We start from the raw sequence: 22921 nt of genomic DNA on the forward strand, positions 1-22921 counted from the left end.
ATAGGAAGTTATTAATTTGATGTTGTTTTTAAAACATTGGCCAATGGGACTTTGTTACCATTTTTAAACGCAACCACAAAACTAGTTGCATAACCTTTTGCTTTTGCTTCTTTTACTAAAGATTTGGCCTTATTATAATCAGATGTATTGCCGTAAAAATATTTATATAGATTGCCTTGACTGATTCTGGAAATATCATTTAGCCCTTTGAAATTATATGGCTTAGGCTCTAACGCTCTGGAACTTGCAGCAATTTGTACTTTGAAGGTAATACCATCAAATTTCATTTCTTGCTCTTCAACTAACTCCGCATCATTTACTACATTAACCGTATTTTGATCGATTGATTTTTTATATTTTAAAACGGCATCTGTAATTGAATTAGCCATTTCTAGTTGTCCTTTTTTGGAGTTTAAATATCTACCCTCTCTATTATTAGTTAAAAATCCTAGCTCAACCAAAACACTCGGCATTACTGTTTGGTGCAAAACGATGAACCCTGCCTGCTTTACTTTTCGATTTTTCCTATTTAGTTTTACAAAATTATCTTGAATTAACGTTGCCAAATAGATACTTTGGTCTAAGTATTCTTCAAGTCCTAGTATAATTGAGATTGCATCTTCTGGTGAGTTTGGATTAAATCCTGCATAATTCTTCTTGTAATCATCCTCCATAAAAATTACGGAGTTCTCCTTTTTTGCAACCTCAAAATTTGTTTTATTTCTATGGAGTCCTAAAACAAATGTTCCTGCACCATAGGCCTGAGATGTATGCGAATCGCAATGCACAGAAACGAATAAATCAGCTTTTGCCTTATTTGCAATTTTACCTCTTACAAACAAATCCACAAATACATCTTTCTTCCTAGTATAAATAACGTCTATGTTTGGGTTTTTCTCCAACTGTTTGCCTACTTCAAGTACTACTTTCAATGCAATGTCCTTCTCCCTATAGCCATTACCTAAATTACCAGGGTCTTTTCCTCCATGTCCGGCATCTAAAACAACAACAAATTTGTTTTTCAGCTGTGCATTAATAGGCAAACTAAATGTTAATACTATTATAAAACATACGAAACGTAATATCATGTTCGTTTTCATGTGGTAATTCTTAAGTTTTGAATATAAATTCAATTTTACCAAAAAAAGGTTCAGTTTTTGATATTGTTATAAGCTTTAAACGGCTTAACAATTTAGTTTATTTCAAATAGAAATTTTTCTACAGAAATATAAATTAAAGCCAGAAAAATATATGTAATTTTGGCATTTCAAAAACCGAGCCATACTTTTACAAAAATACATTTAAAAGCGTTGCGTACAAACAAGTTTAAAATACTTTTTGCATTGAGTTTTACAGTGTTTATCAACACTTTTAGCTTCGCTCAAGATATCCCAAAAAAGGGAGAACCCATTGAACCAAAGCCTCAAAAAAAACTTGATACTGTAGTAAAATCTCTTGGCGGTATTGTAAAACCTGAACTTCCAGAAACACCGCAAGACACTACGGTTGTAGATTCCATCAAACCCAAAAAGAAAGAGTTTTTAGAAAGTATTGTTATATACAACGCCCAGGATTATACCTCTATGAATCAGAGGAAACAAAAATTATACCTTTACAACCAGGCAGAAATAACCTATGGAGAACTCAACATTAAGGCTGGGGATATTACCATAGATTACAAAAAAAACGAGGTGTATGCTAGAGGCATTGTAGATTCTACTGGAGCATATACACAAGCGCCTATTTTTGACCAAGCTGGTAATATTGTAAAGCCCGACTCTATCCGGTTTAATACAAAAACACAAAAGGCCCTAATTTATAACAGTATTACTGAACAAGGAGAAGGTACTGTAATAGCCGAAACTACAAAAAAAGAAAACGATTCGGTTTACTTTATAAAAGATGCCAAATACACTACTGCAGAAAATTTAGAAGATCCCGAATATTATATATTACTTAAAAAAGCTAAAATCGTTCCGAAGAAAAAAATTGTAACTGGCCCTGCGCAAATGTATTTTTATGATGTGCCAACGCCTATATGGATGCCTTTTAGTTTCTTTCCGCAAAGACCGGCAAATACGTCGGCTTCGGGTGTGTTGATTCCAACGTTTGGACAACAAAATGAGCGTGGATATTTTTTGCAAAATGGAGGTTATTATTTTGCTATTAGTCCCCATATAGATTTGGCGCTTATGGGAGACTATTACACTAATGGAAGTTATGGTATTAGGGGCGAGAGCACCTATGCGCTACGCTACAAGTTTAGAGGTAATTTTGGATTTAGGTTTGAAAACTTGATAACCAGTGAACGCGGTTTCCCTGATTATACAAAAACCACCGTTTACAACCTAAGATGGTCTCATAGTCAAGATGCCAAGGCAAGTCCCAACTCTCGTTTTTCGGCTTCTGTAAACCTTGGTAGTAGCACCTTCTTTAGAGCCTCTCTAAATCAAGCTACCACTGGAGCTTTTTTAAATAACACTTTGGCCTCCTCGGTATCATATTCTAAAACATTTCAAGGAGAACCACAGGTAGATTTTAGTGTAACCGCCACACACTCACAAAATACCCAAACCCAACAAATTAGCATGACGCTTCCTACCTTTCAGGGTAATATGGGGCGTATATTCCCTTTTGCGCCCAAAACGGGAACTAAGAAGGGATTGATTCAAAACATCAACTTTCAATATAATGTAAGGGGTGAAAATAGAATTCAAACTACCGATTCTTTATTCTTTAAAAAAGAAATGTTTGATGACGCAAAAGCAGGTTTTCAACATTCCATACCCATAAGTACAAACTTTAAGGTTTTTAAGCACTTTAGTGTAAGCGCAAGTAGTAATTTTAATGAAGTTTGGACATTTAACACCATTGATAGACGTTTTGATTTTGAAACGAGAGAAACCATTACAGATACTATTCGCGGATTCGATTCCTACAGAACCTATAATTTCAGCACCAGTATTGGTACAACTGTTTACGGCATGTTTAATTTTGAAAAGAAGGGAGAGGATAAAAAAATAAAGGCAATAAGGCATGTTGTACGTCCAGCAATCAGCTATAATATTAATCCAGCCTTTGACAGGTATTATGACAGTTATGAAACTGAGGTAGTAACTGCAGATGGTGCTACACGTGATGATGTTGAATTTACACGCTTTGAGCAAAGTTTATTTGGTGTTCCCAACAGGCGCTTTTCTAGTTCAATGGGCATTTCATTATCAAATAACTTTGAGGCAAAGGTTAGAGATAAAGACTCAACTAAAACCGATCCAAAAAAGGTAATGCTTTTAAACAACTTGAATTTATCAACCGCGTATAATTTTGCTGGAGATTCTTTACAATGGAGCCCGGTAAGACTTAATGGTGGTACCCAATTGTTTGATAAGAAATTGAGTGTAAATTTTAGTGCTACACTAGACCCTTATGCACTTGACAACAACAACAGAAGAATAAACACTTTTAATATTGATAACGGAGGTAGCTTGTTTAGGCTTACGAGTGCCAATATGAATATGAGCTATACGCTTTCTAGCAAGGGTGAAGGCAAAAAAGATGATAATGCTAGGGATGCTAGTATTGAAGAGAATATTAGAAACGGAGGTAGAGCCGATGATTTATTTGGACGTGCAGAGGATTTCACAAGCAAACGATTTGATTCAAATGCTAAAAAAGATGAAAAGAAAGAGGATGATAAATTTTACAACTTTAAGGTACCTTGGAGTTTAAGACTGGCCTATGCCGTAAACTACTCTAATCAACGACGGAATAACGAGATAGCATCACACTCTTTAATGTTTTCAGGAGATATTGAATTATCACCTAAATGGTCAATTGGAGGTTCTTCTGGATACGATTTTAAAAATCATGCTTTCACCTTTACACAGTTGCGATTTGAGCGTGATTTATTAAGTTGGCGTATGAATTTTAGTTGGGTACCGTTTAGCTCAAGAAGTTCATGGAATTTCTTTATAGGGATAAAATCTAATATTCTTCAAGACTTAAAATACGAACAACGAAGACAACCTGACCAAACATTATAATGGTAATCCCAAATAATTCAATTTTTATACTATTTAAAAATGAAAAAAATCATTTCAACCGATAAAGCACCAGCACCATTAGGACCATACAACCAAGCTATATTAAGTGGAAACACCTTGTATCTATCAGGTCAAATAGCCATTAATCCTTCAACGGGCAATTTAGTATTAGATGATATCAAAGCTGAAACTATGCAAGTAATGCAGAATCTAAAAACAGTTTTAGATGCTGCGAATTACACTTTTGAGGATGTAGTTAAATCATCAATATTTATAAATAATATGGATGACTTTGCTTTAATTAACGAAGTATACGGAAGCTTTTTTAATGATGTAACGGCTCCAGCAAGAGAAACGGTACAAGTTGCCAGATTACCAAAAGATGTAAACGTCGAAATAAGTATGATAGCCGTAAAATAAGCAGTTAAGACACCTGCTCTTCTTTGTTTAGAGCATATTTTCTTAAAACACTATTCAATTTTTCATTGTCAATAGGTTTTGCTAAAAACTCATCAACGCCAGCAGCTTTTGCTTTTTCAATATCCGCTTCAAACGCACTAGCCGAAACAGCTACAATAGGAATATTATTTTTCGCATATTTATCAGAGTTTTTAATGATTCGCGTAGCTTCATATCCATTGATTTCTGGCATGTAAATATCCATAAAAATCATATCAAAATTAATCACCTTATACAGATTTACAGCCTCTAACCCATTGGTTGCAAATGTACATTCAGCACCATGTTGCTCTAACAAAAATTTAATTACCTTTTGATTCATTTTATTGTCCTCAGCTACCAAAACACTAAATCTAAAATCATACTTGTTCAATAACACTGGCGCTTCTTTTGGAGGCCCAGTAATTACATTTAATGTTTTTTGCAATTGCAAACTGAAATAAAAGGTAGACCCTTCATTTTCCTTACTCTCAAACTTAAGTTCTCCTCCCATTAACTCTACAAGCTTTTTACTTACAGCTAATCCAATACCAGAACCTCTATAATGCTTTACTGCTGAAGAAGCATTTTTACTGTCTGAATTTCCAAAAGCTTGGTCCTGCTCTATAGTACTCATACCAATCCCGGTATCCTTAATATAGAACGCAACCACTTGTAGATTATCATAAGTCACTTTATGGTCAATGGTAACCTCAATTTTACCATTATTGGTAAACTTGATAGCATTGTTAACCAAATTGATAAGCACTTGTTGAATTTTTCCGATATCACCTAGCAATAAAAAATCCTGTTTTTTATTGGTTAAAAATTTGTAATTAAACTCTAAACCTTTTTCCCAAGCTTGGTACTCAAATATTTTAAACAATTTAGTAAAATCAGCTTCTAAACTGATTGGCACCTGTTCTAATTCTAAGCTGGTATCAACTCCCTTAGAGTTGTTTAGAATCATATTTATAAGTTGCAACAAATGTTCTGATGAATACTCTGCAATTTCAATCTGAGCTTTCTGGTCGATATCCAAATCAGTATTCTTAAGCATTCGAATCATACCCAAAATTGTACTTAAGGGAATACGAATCTCATGACTCATATTCTCCAAGTAAACAGATTTATGTTCTGAATCCTCACTTGCAGCTTCTAGTCTTTCTTCCAGTTCATTAATTTTCTGATTCAAATAAGATTCTACAACATCATTATCTAGTTGTGACCTTAGCGTATACAAAAAAGCTCCTGCCAAAATAAATAAGAGCAAAAAAAGTAAAAAGGATAACGTTGAAAAATAATCGGCACTATCAGAAATATATCTACCTGCAAAAAATAGAATTCCTAAAGTAATGAGACCCAATATAAACCCTGTAGTCCATAGTTTAAAACCTTGTTTTGATTTTGGGGGAAAATTCATTGCTAAAAATTAGATGACCTTAAATATACGAAACAATATGAATTTATAGATGCTATCAAATATAATTTCGTTGAAGTGATTTAAAATCATAATTTTGAATATCATCAAAACTAGTAATGGAATGCGCATAGAATATGATATTAAGTTAGGATTTAAGGATGTAATGATTCGACCAAAACGATCAACACTAAAAAGCAGAAAAGAAGTTAGCCTAAAACGTGAATTCAAATTTTTGCACAGCCCGATAACTTGGTCTGGAATCCCAATTATTGCGGCAAATATGGATGCCGTTGGTACGTTTGAAATGGCCGATGCGCTTTCTAAAGCAAAACTATTCACAACGATACACAAACACTATACCTTAGAACAATGGACTAAGTTTTTCAATTCAGCAAAAAAAGGTATTGAAAATTATACCGCTGTAAGTACAGGTATAGGCAAACAAGATGCGATACGCCTTTCAGAAAATATAAAAGCAAATCCTCAATTACAATTTATCTGTATTGATGTTGCAAATGGCTATTCTGAATATTTTACAGATTTTGTAAGGCAAACTAGGGACAAACATCCCGAGAAAGTGATTATCGCTGGAAATGTAGTTACAGGAGAAATGGTTGAAGAACTGTTATTATCTGGAGCAGACATAGTAAAAGTTGGCATTGGCCCAGGTTCAGTATGCACAACCCGGGTTAAAACTGGTGTGGGCTATCCTCAACTTTCGGCCATTATAGAATGTGCCGATGCCGCTCATGGTCTGGGCGGGCAGATTATTAGCGATGGAGGCTGCACAACTCCTGGCGATGTTGCCAAAGCTTTTGGCGCTGGTGCCGATTTTGTGATGCTCGGGGGTATGTTTGCGGGTCATGATGAAAGTGGAGGCGAAACAATTGAGAAAAATGGTGAGAAATATAAGAAGTTTTACGGTATGAGTTCTTCTACTGCTATGGACAAACATTCGGGTGGTGTGGCAGATTATAGAGCAAGCGAAGGTAAAACAGTAGAAGTGCCATATCGAGGTTCTGTTGAAAACACTATAAGAGATATTTTAGGTGGCTTGCGAAGTACCTGTACATATGTTGGTGCTTCTCGTTTGAAGGAATTAACAAAACGTACTACTTTTATAAGGGTTGCTGAGCAAGAAAATAAAATTTACAATTCATAAGTTTAATAATATTTTTTTTCATTTTGCAATTGCAAAGTTCTAAAAATTAAAATCTTTATTTTAATTTTTCATAAACTGCATTCAGTATTCTTTAATATCTCATAAATCGTAAATCGGTTATTTATTTAATCATCAGTTCATATACATAAAACAGTTTATTATTAGTACTTTTCCAATAAAATTAGGTTCAAATCCATTTTATTTTTATGGCTTTAAAAATTGTTGTTTCTCATAAAACAGTTTACAAATATGATCGGTTAGTATCGCTTTCCCCTCATATATTTAGGTTACGTCCTGCGCCACATAGCAGAACACCAATAGAAGCTTATTCTATAAAAATAAAACCTGAAAACCACTTTTTTAATTGGCAGCAAGATCCTTTTGGCAACTATTTGGCACGCTTAACCTTTCCTGAAAAAACGAAAGAACTCTCTGTGGATGTTGAAATTATCGCAGATTTAAAAACTATTAATCCCTTCGATTTTTTTGTTGAAAAATATGCTGAGGATTATCCGTTCGAATACATCGAAACAACTAAAAAAGAGCTTCTTCCATACTTAGAAATAACAGATAATGGTCCTCTTCTAAAAGAATTTCTTGAGACAGTTGATTTAACTTCAAGGAAAACAATATTCTTTTTAATCGATATAAATAGAAAAATTTACGAATACTTAAATTACAGTATTAGGCTAGATCCTGGTGTACAAAATTGCGAACAAACTTTAGAAAGTAAAGTAGGTTCTTGTAGAGATTATGCTTGGTTATTTGTGCAAGTGATGCGACACTTAGGATTTGGTGCCCGATTTGTATCTGGTTATTTAGTACAATTAAAGTCTGATGAAAAATCATTAGATGGCCCATCAGGTCCAGAAGAAGATTTTACCGATTTGCATGCTTGGGCAGAAGTTTATATTCCTGGTGCGGGGTGGATAGGGTTTGATGCCACTTCAGGGCTTTTAGCTGGTGAAGGACATATCCCATTAGCGTGTACGCCTTCTTTTGAAAGTGCAGCTCCAGTTTCTGGGATGACAGATATTTGCGAAACCGAGTTTCATTATGAAAATACTGTTAAACGTATTTTTGAATCACCAAGGGTAACAAAGCCATATACTGATGAGCAATGGAATGCTATTTACGGTCTTGGATTTAAAGTAGATGAAGAGCTAGAGAAAGGAGACGTTCGTCTTACTATGGGGGGAGAACCAACATTTGTTTCCATTGATGATATGGAATCGCCTGAATGGAATACAGATGCTGATGGCCCACATAAAAGAGAACTGGCCAAAGAACTATCTACAAGATTATACGATGATTTTGGCAAAGGTGGAGTTTTACATCAAGCACAAGGAAAATGGTACCCTGATGAGCCACTTCCCCGTTGGTCAATTGAAATTTGTTGGCGAAAAGACGGCAAACCTATTTGGCAAAATAAAAATCTATTATCATTATTTTCTGAAAACAAAAAGCTACCAAAAGATGCTGATAAAAGGTTTATAAAAACACTAACCAAATATTTAGGCGTTTCAGATAAATACATAAAACCCACTTTTGAAGATAGCTTTTATTTTCTTTGGCAGGAAGGACAAATACCTTTAGACATTGATCCTACAAAAGAAGATGGCAATTTATTGGTTAAAGAAAAACTTCAAAATATTTTAAAGGAAGGCACCACCAAACCTGTTGGCTATGTGTTGCCTTTAAATAATTCTGATGGGAAATGGCATAGTTGCCACTGGGAATTCCGAAGAAAATACTTGTTTTTATTACCTGGAAACTCCCCTATTGGTTTGCGTCTACCATTGAGTTCTCTCATAAAAAAACCAAAACAAAAAGAGTTTCCTGATTTTCAACCAGATCAGTTCTCAAAACAAGATGAATTACCAATTTATACTGATGTTGTTTCTAAACGCTTTGAAGAGAAAAAAAAATCCAGTAAAGTTGAATATTTTATAAGAACTGCTTTATGTATTGAAGTTAGAGATAATAAATTACACATATTTCTCCCGCCATTAGATGCTATCGAATATTATCTAGAATTGGTATCAGCAATTGAAGCCACATCAAAAACACTTAATATACCAGTAGTTTTTGAAGGCTATAACGCACCTTTTGATAATCGTGTTCAGTCCATGAAAATAACACCAGACCCAGGAGTTATTGAGGTGAACGTGCATCCTTCTGAAAATTGGCAAGAATTAACAGATAATACACTCTCGCTATACAAGCATGCGAAACTGTCTCGATTGGGTACTGAAAAATTCATGATTGATGGAAAACATACTGGAACTGGAGGTGGAAATCATGTAACTTTAGGTGGTATAACCCCTGCAGATAGTCCTTTACTTAGAAACCCAAGTTTGTTAAGAAGTTTGCTTACATTTTGGCAACACCACCCAGGGTTGTCCTATTTGTTTTCAGGTGCGTTTATTGGAGCAACAAGTCAAGCACCTCGCATCGACGAAGCACGTATGGAAAACTTATACGAACTTGAAATTGCCTTTAGCAAAATACCTAAAAACGGGGACGTTCCTTTTTGGTTAACCGATAGACTATTTAGACATTTATTAACCGATTTAACAGGAAATACACATCGTGCTGAATTTTGCATTGACAAACTATATTCACCAGACTCTAACACTGGGCGTTTAGGTATTTTAGAATTACGTGCTTTTGATATGCCGCCTCATCCGCAAATGAGTTTAATGCAAAACTTATTAGTTAGAACGCTAGTAGCATGGTTTTGGAAAACACCTTATGAACACGATTTGGTAAGATGGGGTACAGAATTACATGACAAATTTTTAATAGAACACTTTGTTAGAAAAGATATAAATGAAATAGTAAAAAAATTAAATAATGCTGGGTATCCATTTAAAGAATACTGGTTTAATCCATTCTTTGAATTTAGATTTCCGCTGCATGGGATGGTAACTATTAATGATATTCATATTGAATTACGAGCAGCCATAGAGCCTTGGAACGTTTTAGGAGAAGAAATGAGCGGTAGTGGTACTGCCAGATATGTAGATTCTTCTTTAGAGCGTATTCAAATAAAAGTGACTAATTTTACTAATGAAAGATATTTAATAACTTGTAATGGCGTAAAAGTACATTTAAAACCCACGGATGTAAAAGGAGAATATGTGGCTGGTATACGTTATAAAGCTTGGAATCCCTATTCTTCACTTCACCCTACCATAGGTGTTGATGCCCCTTTGGTTTTTGATGTAGTAGATACATGGAATAATAGATCTATTGGCGGTTGCACGTATTTTGTGGCACATCCTGGAGGTAGATCGTATGAATCTTTTCCAGTAAATAGTTTAGAAGCCGAATCAAGAAGAATAAATAGATTTTGGAGTTTTAACCATACACAAGGAGACATTCTTCCAGATAAAAATGACACTATAAGCAAGGAAGAATTCAAAACTATAAAGAAACAAACTAACCCTAAGAAATTTAAATATAAAGAACTGCCTGTAAATAAAGAATTTCCTGTTACTCTAGATTTAAGAAAGAAATAACATATGCCCATTAATTCTAACATACTATTTCAAAATTATTTTTCTGACTTTAAAGATTATGATGAAGTTTTGAAATCTGATATGACCATTAATCCTAACTGGCAAAAATTACTTGATAATCTTACCCAATTAGGAATTGATAATCTTTTAGAAAAGCAAGATGAAATCAACTGGTTATTAGAAGAGAATGGGGTTACCTATAATGTTTATAATGATCCTGACGGAATGCACCGCTCATGGCGTTTAAATATTGTACCATTTTTAATTCATCAGAATGAATGGCAAACTATTGAACGTGGTTTAGTACAACGCGCAGAACTTCTCAATCTCATTCTTAAGGATATTTACGGCAAAAGAGAGCTTATTAGCAATGGCATTATACCTCAAGAAGTGGTTTTTGCTCACCGTGGCTTTTTAAGACAATGTGATCAAATTCAATATAAAACATCTAAACAACTATTAATTCATTCAGCTGATTTGGCTCGGGGACCTGACGGGCGTATGTGGGTAGTTAACGATCGTACTCAAGCACCTTCAGGAATGGGGTATGCACTAGAGAACAGGTACTCTTTAAGTAGAATGATGCCAAATTTGTTTAAAGGTGTTAATGTAAAACAACCAACGCACTTTTTTAACGAGCTTAACCAAATGCTTTTGGAGGCTTCGCCTGAGAATAAAATCAACCCAAGCATAGTTATTCTAACTCCAGGACCTCTTAATGAAACTTATTTTGACCATGCCTATATGTCTTCATTTTTAGGTTACCCATTGGTTAAAGGGAATGATCTTGTAGTTAGAAATGGTAAGTTATGGATGAAAACGCTTAAAGCACTTAAGCAAGTTGATGTTGTACTAAAACGTGTAGATGATGCTTTTATGGATCCTTTAGAGTTACGTGAAGACTCTTATTTGGGCGTAGCGGGTTTGCTTGATGTAGTTAGAAATAAGCAGGTTTCTATTGTAAATCCTATTGGTGCTGGTGTTTTAGAAAATTCAGGACTAATTCCATTTATGAATGGCATTTGTAATTATTTTTTTAATGAGGATTTAATATTACCACAAATAGCATCTTGGTGGTGCGGACAAGAAAAGGAGCGTAACCATGTGCTTAACAATATGAAGGAATTCGTAGTAAAACGAATTGATCGCTCTAACAGAGAACACTTATTTTTTTGTGAGTTTTTAGATAATACGGCATTAAATAACCTGAAAAATGAAATCCTTTTAAAACCTTATAAGTTTGTGGCGCAAGAGAAAATATCTTTTTCAACAGCACCTGACTTTCAGAATGCAGCTTTAGAACCTCGTAAAGTAATGTGCAGAACATTTGCTGTCGCCAAAAAAGAAAGCTACAGTATTATGCCTGGGGGATTAGTTAGAGTTGCCGCTGAACGTGAAAATTTATTCGTTTCAAATCAACGTGGTGGTGTAAGTAAGGATTTTTGGATTATTTCAGATGAATTTCAAAAAAATATTCAAAATTACTCTTGGGACAATAGCTGTAAAATATCCTTTTCTGATGTAAATGATTTACCAAGTAATACTGCCGAAAATTTATACTGGTCTGGTAGATATTTGGGACGTGCCATTACGACTGCAAGATATTTGCGCATGGTTTTAAACCGCATTAATGATGAACAATATAATAACGAATCTGCCGAATCCAGAAGTTTAATATATCTTTATAAATCCATAACAAACATTACATCAACCTTTCCGGGGTTTGTTGGTAAGGATTCTGATAAAACGCTACAAAACCCCTTAGCAGAAATCATTTCACTTCTTTTAGACGAAGAACGTTTAGGTAGTTTTGCACAAACAATGTCTAGTTTTAATCACTCGTACTACTCTTTACGCAGCCTATGGTCAAAAGATATGTGGCGTGTTTTTGATAGTATAAAAAAACTTTGGAATAAATTTAAGGCAATAGAAAATCATGCTACAACAGACCTTACCAAGTTTTTAGATCGTGCTATTACAAGACTCATGGCCTTTATGGGGCTTATAGAAGAAAGTATTTTAGTAAGCCAAGGGCTTCTCCTCTACTTTATAGGTTTACAAACTGAACAGGCCATGATGAATATTGCCAAATTAAGAACACTGCTGATTTTTAACTACGATGAACAATTACAATATGAAATCTTAGAATCATTTTTATCTAGTAATGAGAGTTTAAATATTTACAGATACAGTTACCGTTCATATTTAAGCGTTGAAAATGTAATACAGCTTATGATTTTAAATACTGAATATGCAAAATCATTGGCATACCAACTGCGAAGAATTCAAAAGGATATGGATAGATTGCCAAAATCAGAAACCAGTTCAGAAATTAATTCATGTAATTTTTATATTTCGAGAGCCAATAAAATTCTGGAAAAATCATCAATTACTGATCTGTTACAATTAGACGATATTCAAAGCTTACGTAAAACCTTAGATGATGTTTTAGCCGAATTAAGTAATAACTTGCATAAAAGCTCAATTGCACTTTCAGACACCTACTTTAACCATGCATACCGTCAAAAACAGTTGGTAAATCAAAATTTTCCGATGCCTTAAATGATTTATCAAGTTTCACATACAACATCCTATAACTATGAACATGGTGTTTCATTCTGTCATAATATAGCCACTTTAAAGCCAAAAAACACTTTAGGGCAAACACTTTTGGAATATGATTTACAAATAACTCCAACTCCTGACGAACTATCAGAGAAAATAGATTTTTTTGGAAATACAATTACTCGCTTTTCAATACAGAAACAGCATACTGAGCTTAAAGTTACCGCTAAAAGTAAAGTAAAACTAAATTACAACGAAATTCCAAATATTTACAATGCTTTTGAAGCACAAAAAATTACTTTAGAAGAGGTTCTAAAAATATTAAAAACTAATATGGAAGACATCCTTGAAGCTAAACAATTTTGTCTAGAATCTATCTTAGTTGCGAATATTTCCTCTGAAATTAAGGCATATGCTGAAGTTTCGTTTCAACCTAAACGTTCTATTTTTGAAGCTTCTTTTGAACTAATGCAGCGTATTTTTAAAGATTTTGAATTTAATTCTAAAGTAACAAACGTTGCTACGCCCATCAATGAAGTTATGAAATTGCGAAAGGGCGTTTGTCAAGATTTCGCTCAAATAGCAATTGCATGTTTACGTTCGGTTGGATTAGCAGCTCGATATGTTAGCGGGTATATAGAAACCTTACCTCCTCCAGGAAAAGAAAAACTTGTTGGAACGGACGCCTCTCATGCTTGGTTTTCGGTATACATTCCCAATTTTGGATGGGTAGATTTTGATCCGACTAATAATCAAATTCCATCAAATCAACATATTGTAGTTTCTTATGGCAGAGATTATTATGATGTACCTCCTTTAAAAGGAGTTATTTTTAGTACAGGTAAAAATAAGTTGAAAGTTGCAGTGGATATTAGACCTGCAATTTAGAGTAATTACTTTTGAAAGCGTATTTCCCCTGTTGAACCTATTTCGCTTGGAATGAGTTCAAAAATAAAATCAGGGCTAATGTATTCTTCTTTTCTGTGCGACACATAAATTATAGAGGTAGTACTTTCTTTAGCAATTTTATTGACTAATTCAGAAAAGATTTGAGCATCTTGATCATCTAGTCCATTTGTGGGTTCATCCAAGATTAATAGTGGTGGATGTTTTACCATAGCTCTAGCTATTAACACAAGGCGTTTGTGTCCATTTGACAAAAAATGGAAACTTTTATCCTTAATAGAATTCATGTTAAGCAAGTTAACCCACTCTCTAGCAATTTTAAGCTGTACATCTGTCGGGTACTTATAGAGTCCTATAGAGTCCAGAAACCCAGAAACTATCATACTTTCAATGGTATCCTTTCGCTTAAACCCTCTCAGCATCTCAGAAGAGTAAAATCCGATATTCTTTTTTATATCCCAAATGGTCTCACCACTACCCTTTTTCATCCCAAATAAGGTCATATCTTGCATGTATCCCTTGGGATTACCTCCTGAAATTAATGATAGAATAGTACTTTTTCCGGAGCCATTAGGCCCTATTAACTGCCAAAATTCATTTGGCCTTATTTTCCAAGACACATTATTTAAAATTGGTCTGTCCCCATAGCTTAGTTTTAAATTGCGCAGCGAAACTAGAGGATTGATATATTGAAATTCGTTTTTATATGGTTGTGGCAATGCTTTAACAAAATAAGTTGTTTTACTGTTGTTCTCAATATTTGAATAAAGTTCTAAATTGTTGTTTTCAATCGAATAAACGACATTAATAAAGCTTAAAATATCTCGTTTGCGAGTAGCAATTTGAATAATTTTGGTTGTAGCACTTATTTCAGTAAGCACTCTATTGATATTTGACTGTGCTTTTATATCTAAACAATCAAATACGTTATCTAAAACAAGGTAATCTGACGTATCTCCTGAAAGTATGTGGTTTAATAGCGCTCTTTTGCGTTCTCCTTCCGAAGAATGCTCAAGGCTATTTGTCGTTTCAGTAGCAACTTTAAAATGCCCGTGGCGCCTTTCTTCGTCAATAAATCTGTTTAATATAGTTTCAGAAAAAATGGCACCCTTTTGAGATGCCAATTCAGGGAAAATACCCCCAGAAGTTATTCTATTTATAAGTGATTTTTTATCGTCTTTGTTCGATACATATATTGCAACATGCTCAATCACAATACGTTATTATAGGTTTTTTGTGTGAAAAGGTACTAAACCATCAATAGGTCTACGCTCAAAATTCCCTACCTTAAAGCCCATTTCATCTGCTACCTCTATAATTTCTTTTTGAGAAAAATACGCAATAGATCCTGCAAAATGCACAGGTACAGTTTTTAGTTCCTCTTTAAATTGCATAATCATATTTTTAGCAAAAATCCGAATACCATCTTTAATTAATTTAATAGTATAATCAGAATCTTTATGCAGAAACATAAACTCTGCAAAATTTGCTAAATACGCATTAGGACTTGGTTGTTTATACAGGTTATACTTTATAAAATCAGCATCCATATTGTATTTAGCACCAAATGCTATTTTTACATTTTCTGGCATGTGATTAAAGTAATAATCTCTAATAAGTTGTTTGCCGTAATAGTTACCCGAAGCATCATCCATAAGTGTATATCCTAGGGATTTAACTCTTTGGTGCAGTATGTTCCCATCATAGTAACTACAGTTAGATCCTGTTCCTAAAATACAAACCACAGCAGCTTCTTTTGGATGGTTTATTGTAGAATAAACTGCGGCTAAGGTGTCTTCATTTACCTCAACGTGGGCCTTCTCAAATATAGTTTTTAATACATCAGTCAATAATTCTCTAGCGTTTTCAGTACCGCATCCTGCCCCGTAGAAAAATACATGTGTTACTTTGTCTTTATTACTAATTAGTTCATCACTTTTATTAATGATTTTAAACAGCTTTTTTTCACTTAAAATAGCAGGATTAAGACCTTTAGTTCTAATCTTACTCATTAATTTGTTTCCGTTGTTATCTACAGCCAACCAGTCTGACTTTGTAGAACCACTATCTACTATTAAAATCATAATTTACTATATATAAAAAAACTCCACAGGCTACTGTGAAAAACACAATAACTCTGTGGAGTTATGAGTTAATTTACTTTATTTTAAACAGATGCAATATATTGAGCTAAGTCTACTAATTTAGTTGAATACCCAAACTCATTATCGTACCATGATACTAATTTAAAGAAGTTATCATTTAATGCGATACTGGCATCAGCATCAAATACACTTGTCATTGGTTCTGATACGAAATCTTGAGATACTACTTTTTCTTCAGTATACCCTAAAACACCACTTAATTCTCCTTCAGAAGCAGCTTTTAATGTTGCTTTTACTTCATCCCAAGATGCAGATTTTTCAGTTCTAACAGTTAAATCTACAACAGATACATCTGGAGTAGGAACTCTAAATGCCATACCTGTAAGTTTACCGTTTAATTCAGGAATTACTTTACCAACTGCTTTTGCAGCACCAGTTGAAGCAGGTATAACATTTGCAATAGCACTTCTACCACTTCTCCAATCTTTTCTAGATGGTCCATCAACCGTTAACTGAGTTGCTGTTGCAGCATGCACCGTAGTCATTAAACCTTCTACAATTCCAAAGTTATCATTAATTACTTTAGCTAAAGGTGCTAAACAGTTAGTAGTACAAGATGCATTTGAAACGATAGTATCGCTTGCAGTAATTTTCTTGTGGTTTACGCCCATTACAAACATTGGTGCATCTGCAGAAGGTGCAGAAATAGCAACCTTTTTCGCTCCAGCTTTAATGTGTGCTTGCGCTTTATCTAATGTTGTAAAGATACCTGTACAATCCAAAATAATCTCTGCTCCTACAGCATCCCATTTTAAATCTTCTGGGTTACGTTCTGCAGTAATTCTAATTTCATTACCGTTTACAACTAAGTTTCCGTTATTAATATCGATAGTTCCATTGAATCTTCCATGAACAGAATCGTATTTTAATAGGTACGCTAAATGCTCAACGTCTAATAAATCATTAATTCCTACTATTTCAATATCAGGTCTAGAAGCTGCTACTCTAAAAGCAATTCTACCTATTCTTCCAAATCCGTTAATTCCAATTTTTAATTTTGACATGTTAATTATGTATTAATGTTTATGTGCTCATTATATCTGAGACACGAAGTAATTCTAAGTTAATTTTTGATTTTCCTTTTATGGCTTGATCCAATGGTGTTAATTGCATCACATTGTTTTTTAAACCTACCATGTAATTTGTTTTGCCTTCCATTAAGGATTCTACAGCTTTTACCCCCATTCTACTGGCCAGTACTCTATCGAAACATGATGGTGATCCACCGCGCTGCATGTGTCCTAAAACAGATACCCTAACGTCATAGCCTTCCATGTTTTCATCAACATATTCCTTTAGTTCAAATATGTTTTTACCTATTTTATCACCTTCAGCAACGACAACGATACTAGAGGATTTACCTGATGTTCTGCTCTTATTTAAAGAATCGACTAAACGCTCTAATCCTAAATCTTCCTCAGGGATTAAAATCTCTTCTGCACCACCTGCAATGCCAACGTTAAGTGCTATATGCCCTACATCACGTCCCATAACTTCTATAAAAAACAATCTATTATGAGAACTGGCAGTATCCCTAATTTTATCGATAGCCTCTACAACAGTATTTTGAGCTGTGTCAAAACCTAAGGTATGAGACGTTCCAAAGATATCGTTATCAATGGTTCCAGGGATACCCATAACTGGGAAATTAAACTCCTGATTAAAAATCATAGCCCCTGTAAATGTTCCATCGCCTCCAATGGCTACTAAACTATCAACTTCGGCCTTAACCAAGCTATCATAGGCTTTTTGTCTTCCTTCTTTTGTTCGGAATTCATTAGAACGCGCAGATTTTAATATTGTTCCTCCTTTATTTATGATTCCTCTCACACTTCTAGGTCCCATTGGCTCAAAATCACCTTCCATAAGTCCTTGGTAACCTCTATAAATCCCTACACATTCAATGTTATGAAAAGCACAGGTCCTTACAACGGAGCGTATAGCGGCATTCATTCCAGGAGCATCTCCTCCAGAAGTAAAAACACCTACCTTCTTAATTTTTCTAGACATCAGTTCCTTTATTTCGAGGTAAAATTACTAAACATATATCATATTTTTATAACATATGTCATATTTTAATGTATTAATAAAACTATAACGTTTTAGTTAATAATTAAACTTGATTTACCAACAAAAATAGCAGGTATTGAATGAGTTAATCCTCTTTTTTAGAGGATTTTACCGTAATAAAGCTAGGTAGTGCTTCGGCTTCTTTTTCTTGAGGTGTTTCTTTTGTAACTTCTTGAGGTTTTGGCTTCTTTTTGAACAAACTCCTAATAAGTTCCTTAAAAGTATCAAAATCTACATTATAGGATAATCCAACGCCTTGTTTATAACCGATATCCTGACCAAAACTCTGAATATCTACTTCCCTATTGAATACTTTGGCTGACAAAGTACCATCTTCATTCAACAAGAAATTGATTTCCAAATCTCCTGCAACTACTGTTTGTGTTTCTCCTGCGCCTCCTACAGGCACACCAACACTTCCGTTAAAAAAGACCTTATCGTTTATTTGTGTTTGAAACGTGGCCACCACCCTGTCGTCGGTTTGATAATCTGGCCTATTTTGGCCTGCCTCATAATTAAAACCAAAGTTAACCTTACCATCTTCGCTTGAAAAGATTCCATTTACGATACCATTTAAACGTTCGGCAATGGTACCTGAAACATTAAGTTCTCCTGAACCTCTATTTTGAAAAGAGCCACCAGTTGCCAAAAAGTATAGCGCCTGATTAGCACGTTCGTCATCTGAATCTAAACGATATTGTAACTCTGATTTAATAGTAGAATTTGCATTAGGAAACTCAAAATCAAATGTTGGATCTGGACGCTCTAAATCACCTGTTAATGTAATATTCAGTTCAACAGGAATACTTCTATTGATGGGATTGTCGAGCAGTGGCGAAGGGTTTGTTTGGGTTTTATATGTTGCCAACATATTTATTGTTGTATTCCGTAATGGATCACCGTTCCAAGCTATAGAGCCACCTGGCTGTACAATAAACTGTTTTTGAACCAAACCACCATAAGCAAAATTATAAACACCTTCAAATACGGAAAAATCACCCCACATATCAAACTTACCATTGGTATTGATTTCTACTAAAACACCCCCGACACCTCGACCTTTAAGGGCATGACCGGTTTCCTTATTAATAATAATCTCTAATTCGGCATCTTGAGTCACATCTAAATCAAAATCCAATTCTAAGCCTTCAACATCCTCCAAAACAAATTCTTCCCCTTTTTCCCTTGCCAGCTTTTGCTCTGGTGTTATAAAGTGAATAAAGGAATTATCTCCAAAAGACTCCGTATCGGATAACGGAATTTTAAACACTGTTCCATTCTTGGTTTCCCCTACGACTTTTATCACTAATTCTTCTGTTGGCCCGTAAATACTTGCGGTTCCGCCGACAAAACCAGTACCATAATAGAGCGATTCCTCTGTTTCTTGAGTGTCTAAAACTAAAAATCTGCCAGTAGAAAGCCCTAGATTTAATCGCCAATCGGATAAATTAATATGGCTCAACTTTCCATTTAATCGTGCTGTAGAATTATACTTAGTATCCGTAAGAAGAATATCCTGAAACACAAAACTTTGATTATCTAACCCTACTTTTGCGTTATTATTAAACTGATAATCTACATTTAAATACGGTATTGTAAAACCGCCGTCATTTATATTTAGATTTCCTATTATATCAGGTCTATTTAGGTCTCCAACAATATTGGCTTCTCCTGAAACTTTACCTCGTATATTTGATAAAACACCAGCTAGTAATGGATTTAGCGGACTTAGATTAAACCGGTCGAACTCTAAATCTACATCAATATTTGCGTTATTACGTTTAACACTAATATTCCCAATAGCAGCAAAAGTACTTTTAACATCATCAATTATACTAACATCAACATTATACTTTGTTAGATCATCATTACCTATAATCTGTGCATTAAAATCTCCCAACGGAAAGTTATTAACCTTTAAATTATCAACCACTACAGTTGAATTTGGCAAATAACTGCCATTTTTCTGCAAAATATCTAACTTTCCATTGACACGTCCATTTAGTTTTAAACTATCTATATCCGGAGTTATCTTTGAAAGTAGTACATCTTTGAATTTCAATTTTAAATCCTTTTCAGTAGAGTCCTTTATAAAACCAGATAAAGTTACCTCTTCCCTCCCATGGTTTATGTTCAACCTATCAATATTAATAGATGATAAGTCCTTAGCAAAAGAAATTTTATTGAATTTATCATCGTTTCCATTTATATACCATTTATAATCTTTAACTGTAACATCAGAAGTTTTAAAACCAATTACAGAATTATTGTCCTCGTTAATTGTATGATAAAAGCTAAGGTTAAATTTATCGTTGTTACGTTTACCACCAGAGAATTCAGAACGCATAAAAAGTGTATCATTAACAGTAACATTAATCAAGCTAAACTTAGATGTATTGTAAAATTTGGTATTGATACTATCCACCTCTACGTAAGTGTTGAACAATGGGTTTCTATTATCCACTTGAAGCTCAATACCATTAGCAAAATTTTCTAAAAGCTTAATTTTTGGGGATTTAAAAGTAAGTCTAAATTTGTCAGCTTCACTTTGAATGCTTCCTCGGATAAACGTGTTTTTTCCAAGCTCTACCTCTGGAAAAAAAACTTCTATAATTTTATTATAAATCTTGAAGTTAAAGTCGATTCTTTGATTTTCCGCGACTTCATAAGGTTTATAGTTAGTATAAATATTGCCAACGGAGTTTTCTAAAAGTTTTACAATATCCCTTACCCTAAATTCTCCGCTTACACCGCCTTCAATGATATCTGGAGAATCAATATCAACATAGCGTGTTTTCCCCTCAAAACGCGATGCTATCTTAAAACTTTTAAAATTGTAAGTATCGTGTTCGTTTCTATATAATGTGTTCCTAAATGTTATTCTGCCATAAGCATCATCTAAACTACTGCTGTTCATATTCATATTAACTTTGCTTCGGAAGATTGAAATACTATCCTTTTTTACAAAGTTTAAAGTATTTAAGTCAGCATAGTCAACATCGGCTTCAAAATCGTACTTGTTTACGGTTTCGGAATAATCAATCAACCCGTTAAATTTCAGCTTCAGATTATCATCATTAACCAGTAAGATACCATCAAAAATCTTATTTCTTATTTTGCCTGAAACCTGAGTTTTATTGTAGTTATAGTTATTGTAATTTAAAGCGTATACATCTCCTTTTATTTCTGTGTCTATGGTTTCCGCAAGAAACCCTTGACCATTTACATCCAGATCGAGAGATACTTGCCCTACTTTTGGGTCTTCTATAAATGTACCCAAATCAAACGTATCCAGCACCATTTTCCCTTTGTATGATGCATTGTCAATATCGTTTATTTTGGTAATATGAAGATCAGATTTTATAAACCCTAGTTCAGTATTCATCCTAATATTTGCATCCACCTCTGAAGCCGTAATCTGTGAGTTTCCTGTAATTTTAAATTTCCCAAGTCTATCAAAAGATGAAGGAATTGCAGCACCTAAAACATTAGGCAATAACGCCTTTAAATCCTTGTAGGTTGAAGTGAGGTTTGAGAATTCACCATCCATTAAAAAATCATTGGATGCCTTACTAAATAGGTTTTTAAAATTTATATCACCATAAACTAAAGTATTGCTGCTTGTATTTAGCTCAAGATTTTTAGCCTTAAGATCATTAAGAGTGCCGGATAGGTTTACACTAAATGTTGTTTCTTGGTTTTTTCCAAATTCATCATAAAATGTATTTAGTTCATCCATCAATACGTTCGAATCCTTAAAAGAAGCTTCAACTAAAACTTTATCCGTAAAAAACTGCAAGTCTTCTCTTTTGTAAAAGAATTTTAGGCCGCCCCTTAAAACAGAATTTTCCGTTTTTATTTCCAAAACATCAAATGTCATACTTGATAGCGTATACTTAAAATTGGTCATAAAGTTTTTAACAAATACTCCCCTACTATCCTCAAAAGACAGGGTGTTTATCCGTGTACTAACATCACTTCCTCTAATTAAAAAGTTGGTCGCGTTAATATTTAAACTATGTAATTCCAACACCTTTGTGGTTTCTCTATTTTCATCCAAAAGCCTAAATGTGCTGTCGTAAATGGATACATCACTGGAAGACAACAAAAAGCTACCATCACCTTTTTTAGGATTATCCCCTTCTAGTTTTGCTACAAATATGTCAAGGTTGGTATCCTTGTAGCCTTCGTAGGTTTTAATATTTAATATCAAATCCATAACATCTATATCGCCAAATACCAGTTGACCATTAATTAAGTTTGAAAAGCTGAGTATGGACGTATTCAGCTCTTCGATACTAATAAGTGTATCTTGCTTAAAATCCTCAACATAAATTTGCTTCAGTTCTACATCGCCGTTAAACTGAAGGCCTACTTTTTCAATATTAATATTAGTTTTAAATTCTTCGTTTAGGCGTTGTGTAGCGTAATTACCTAAACTTGTTTGTACCGATGGAATAGAAAGGATAAGCACCAAAATAACAAAGAGCAATAACACTATTGCAATAACTTTGTATAATATTTTAAGTGCTTTTTTAATCTTGTACTTGTTTAAAATTAGTTTATCAATAAACCATAAAACTTAGCTTATTTAACATTGAAATAATGCCTAGTTTTGTATTTAC

General features: G+C 34.0%; 13 protein-coding genes. 6 read left to right on the top strand and 7 right to left on the bottom strand.

Features of this window, described 5'->3' with window-relative positions; genetic code table 11:
• Positions 1-11 precede the first annotated feature (11 nt).
• Positions 12-1100 carry an N-acetylmuramoyl-L-alanine amidase family protein gene (locus AC1B0Z_RS03290; RefSeq protein WP_483794122.1) on the bottom strand — a complete coding sequence of 363 codons (1089 nt, stop codon included), beginning with the start codon at positions 1098-1100 and terminating at the stop codon, positions 12-14.
• A 159-nt stretch (positions 1101-1259) separates the two neighbouring features.
• Here AC1B0Z_RS03290 and AC1B0Z_RS03295 point away from each other — a divergent pair, with 159 nt between their 5' ends.
• Together AC1B0Z_RS03295 and AC1B0Z_RS03300 are read left to right on the top strand one after the other, a co-directional pair.
• Positions 1260-4043 (top strand): putative LPS assembly protein LptD, encoded by a 2784-nt coding sequence (locus tag AC1B0Z_RS03295; protein ID WP_483794123.1) that lies wholly within the window; start codon positions 1260-1262, stop codon positions 4041-4043.
• A 39-nt stretch (positions 4044-4082) separates the two neighbouring features.
• Positions 4083-4463, top strand: a complete 381-nt coding sequence (locus AC1B0Z_RS03300) for a RidA family protein (RefSeq protein WP_483794124.1) — start codon at positions 4083-4085, stop codon at positions 4461-4463.
• Between the two features lie 4 nt (positions 4464-4467).
• Here AC1B0Z_RS03300 and AC1B0Z_RS03305 read toward each other — a convergent pair whose 3' ends face one another.
• The gene (locus AC1B0Z_RS03305) at positions 4468-5904 is read right to left on the bottom strand and encodes an ATP-binding protein (RefSeq protein WP_483794125.1); all 1437 of its coding nucleotides are present in this window, start codon (positions 5902-5904) and stop codon (positions 4468-4470) included.
• Positions 5905-6025: 121 nt separating this feature from the next.
• Between AC1B0Z_RS03305 and AC1B0Z_RS03310 the strand changes: the two genes are divergently transcribed.
• From AC1B0Z_RS03310 to AC1B0Z_RS03325, 4 genes are all read left to right on the top strand, one after another.
• The gene (locus tag AC1B0Z_RS03310; RefSeq protein WP_483795230.1) at positions 6026-7066 is read left to right on the top strand and encodes a GMP reductase; all 1041 of its coding nucleotides are present in this window, start codon (positions 6026-6028) and stop codon (positions 7064-7066) included.
• 206 nt (positions 7067-7272) lie between these two features.
• Entirely contained in the window at positions 7273-10590 is a 3318-nt protein-coding gene (locus AC1B0Z_RS03315; protein ID WP_483794126.1) for a transglutaminase family protein, read from the top strand.
• A 3-nt stretch (positions 10591-10593) separates the two neighbouring features.
• Positions 10594-13152: a circularly permuted type 2 ATP-grasp protein gene (locus tag AC1B0Z_RS03320; RefSeq protein ID WP_483794127.1), complete on the top strand. Its 2559-nt coding sequence runs from the start codon at positions 10594-10596 to the stop codon at positions 13150-13152.
• Positions 13153-14043 carry a transglutaminase family protein gene (locus AC1B0Z_RS03325; protein ID WP_483794128.1) on the top strand — a complete coding sequence of 297 codons (891 nt, stop codon included), beginning with the start codon at positions 13153-13155 and terminating at the stop codon, positions 14041-14043.
• A gap of 5 nt (positions 14044-14048) precedes the next feature.
• Here AC1B0Z_RS03325 and AC1B0Z_RS03330 read toward each other — a convergent pair whose 3' ends face one another.
• The 5 genes from AC1B0Z_RS03330 to AC1B0Z_RS03350 form a co-directional block, all read right to left on the bottom strand.
• Positions 14049-15275 carry an ABC transporter ATP-binding protein gene (locus AC1B0Z_RS03330; protein WP_483794129.1) on the bottom strand — a complete coding sequence of 409 codons (1227 nt, stop codon included), beginning with the start codon at positions 15273-15275 and terminating at the stop codon, positions 14049-14051.
• A 9-nt stretch (positions 15276-15284) separates the two neighbouring features.
• Positions 15285-16145 (bottom strand): N-acetylglucosamine kinase, encoded by an 861-nt coding sequence (locus AC1B0Z_RS03335; protein WP_483794130.1) that lies wholly within the window; start codon positions 16143-16145, stop codon positions 15285-15287.
• 83 nt (positions 16146-16228) lie between these two features.
• Positions 16229-17230, bottom strand: coding sequence for a type I glyceraldehyde-3-phosphate dehydrogenase (gap, locus tag AC1B0Z_RS03340; RefSeq protein ID WP_483794131.1), 1002 nt, complete (start codon positions 17228-17230; stop codon positions 16229-16231).
• Between the two features lie 19 nt (positions 17231-17249).
• The gene (pfkA, locus tag AC1B0Z_RS03345; protein ID WP_483794132.1) at positions 17250-18236 is read right to left on the bottom strand and encodes a 6-phosphofructokinase; all 987 of its coding nucleotides are present in this window, start codon (positions 18234-18236) and stop codon (positions 17250-17252) included.
• A gap of 145 nt (positions 18237-18381) precedes the next feature.
• On the bottom strand, positions 18382-22794 hold the full coding sequence (locus AC1B0Z_RS03350) for a translocation/assembly module TamB domain-containing protein (RefSeq protein ID WP_483794133.1): 4413 nt from the start codon (positions 22792-22794) through the stop codon (positions 18382-18384).
• Between the last annotated feature and the right edge of the window lie 127 nt (positions 22795-22921).

The organism is Hyunsoonleella sp. J2K-J805 (genome assembly GCF_057167125.1).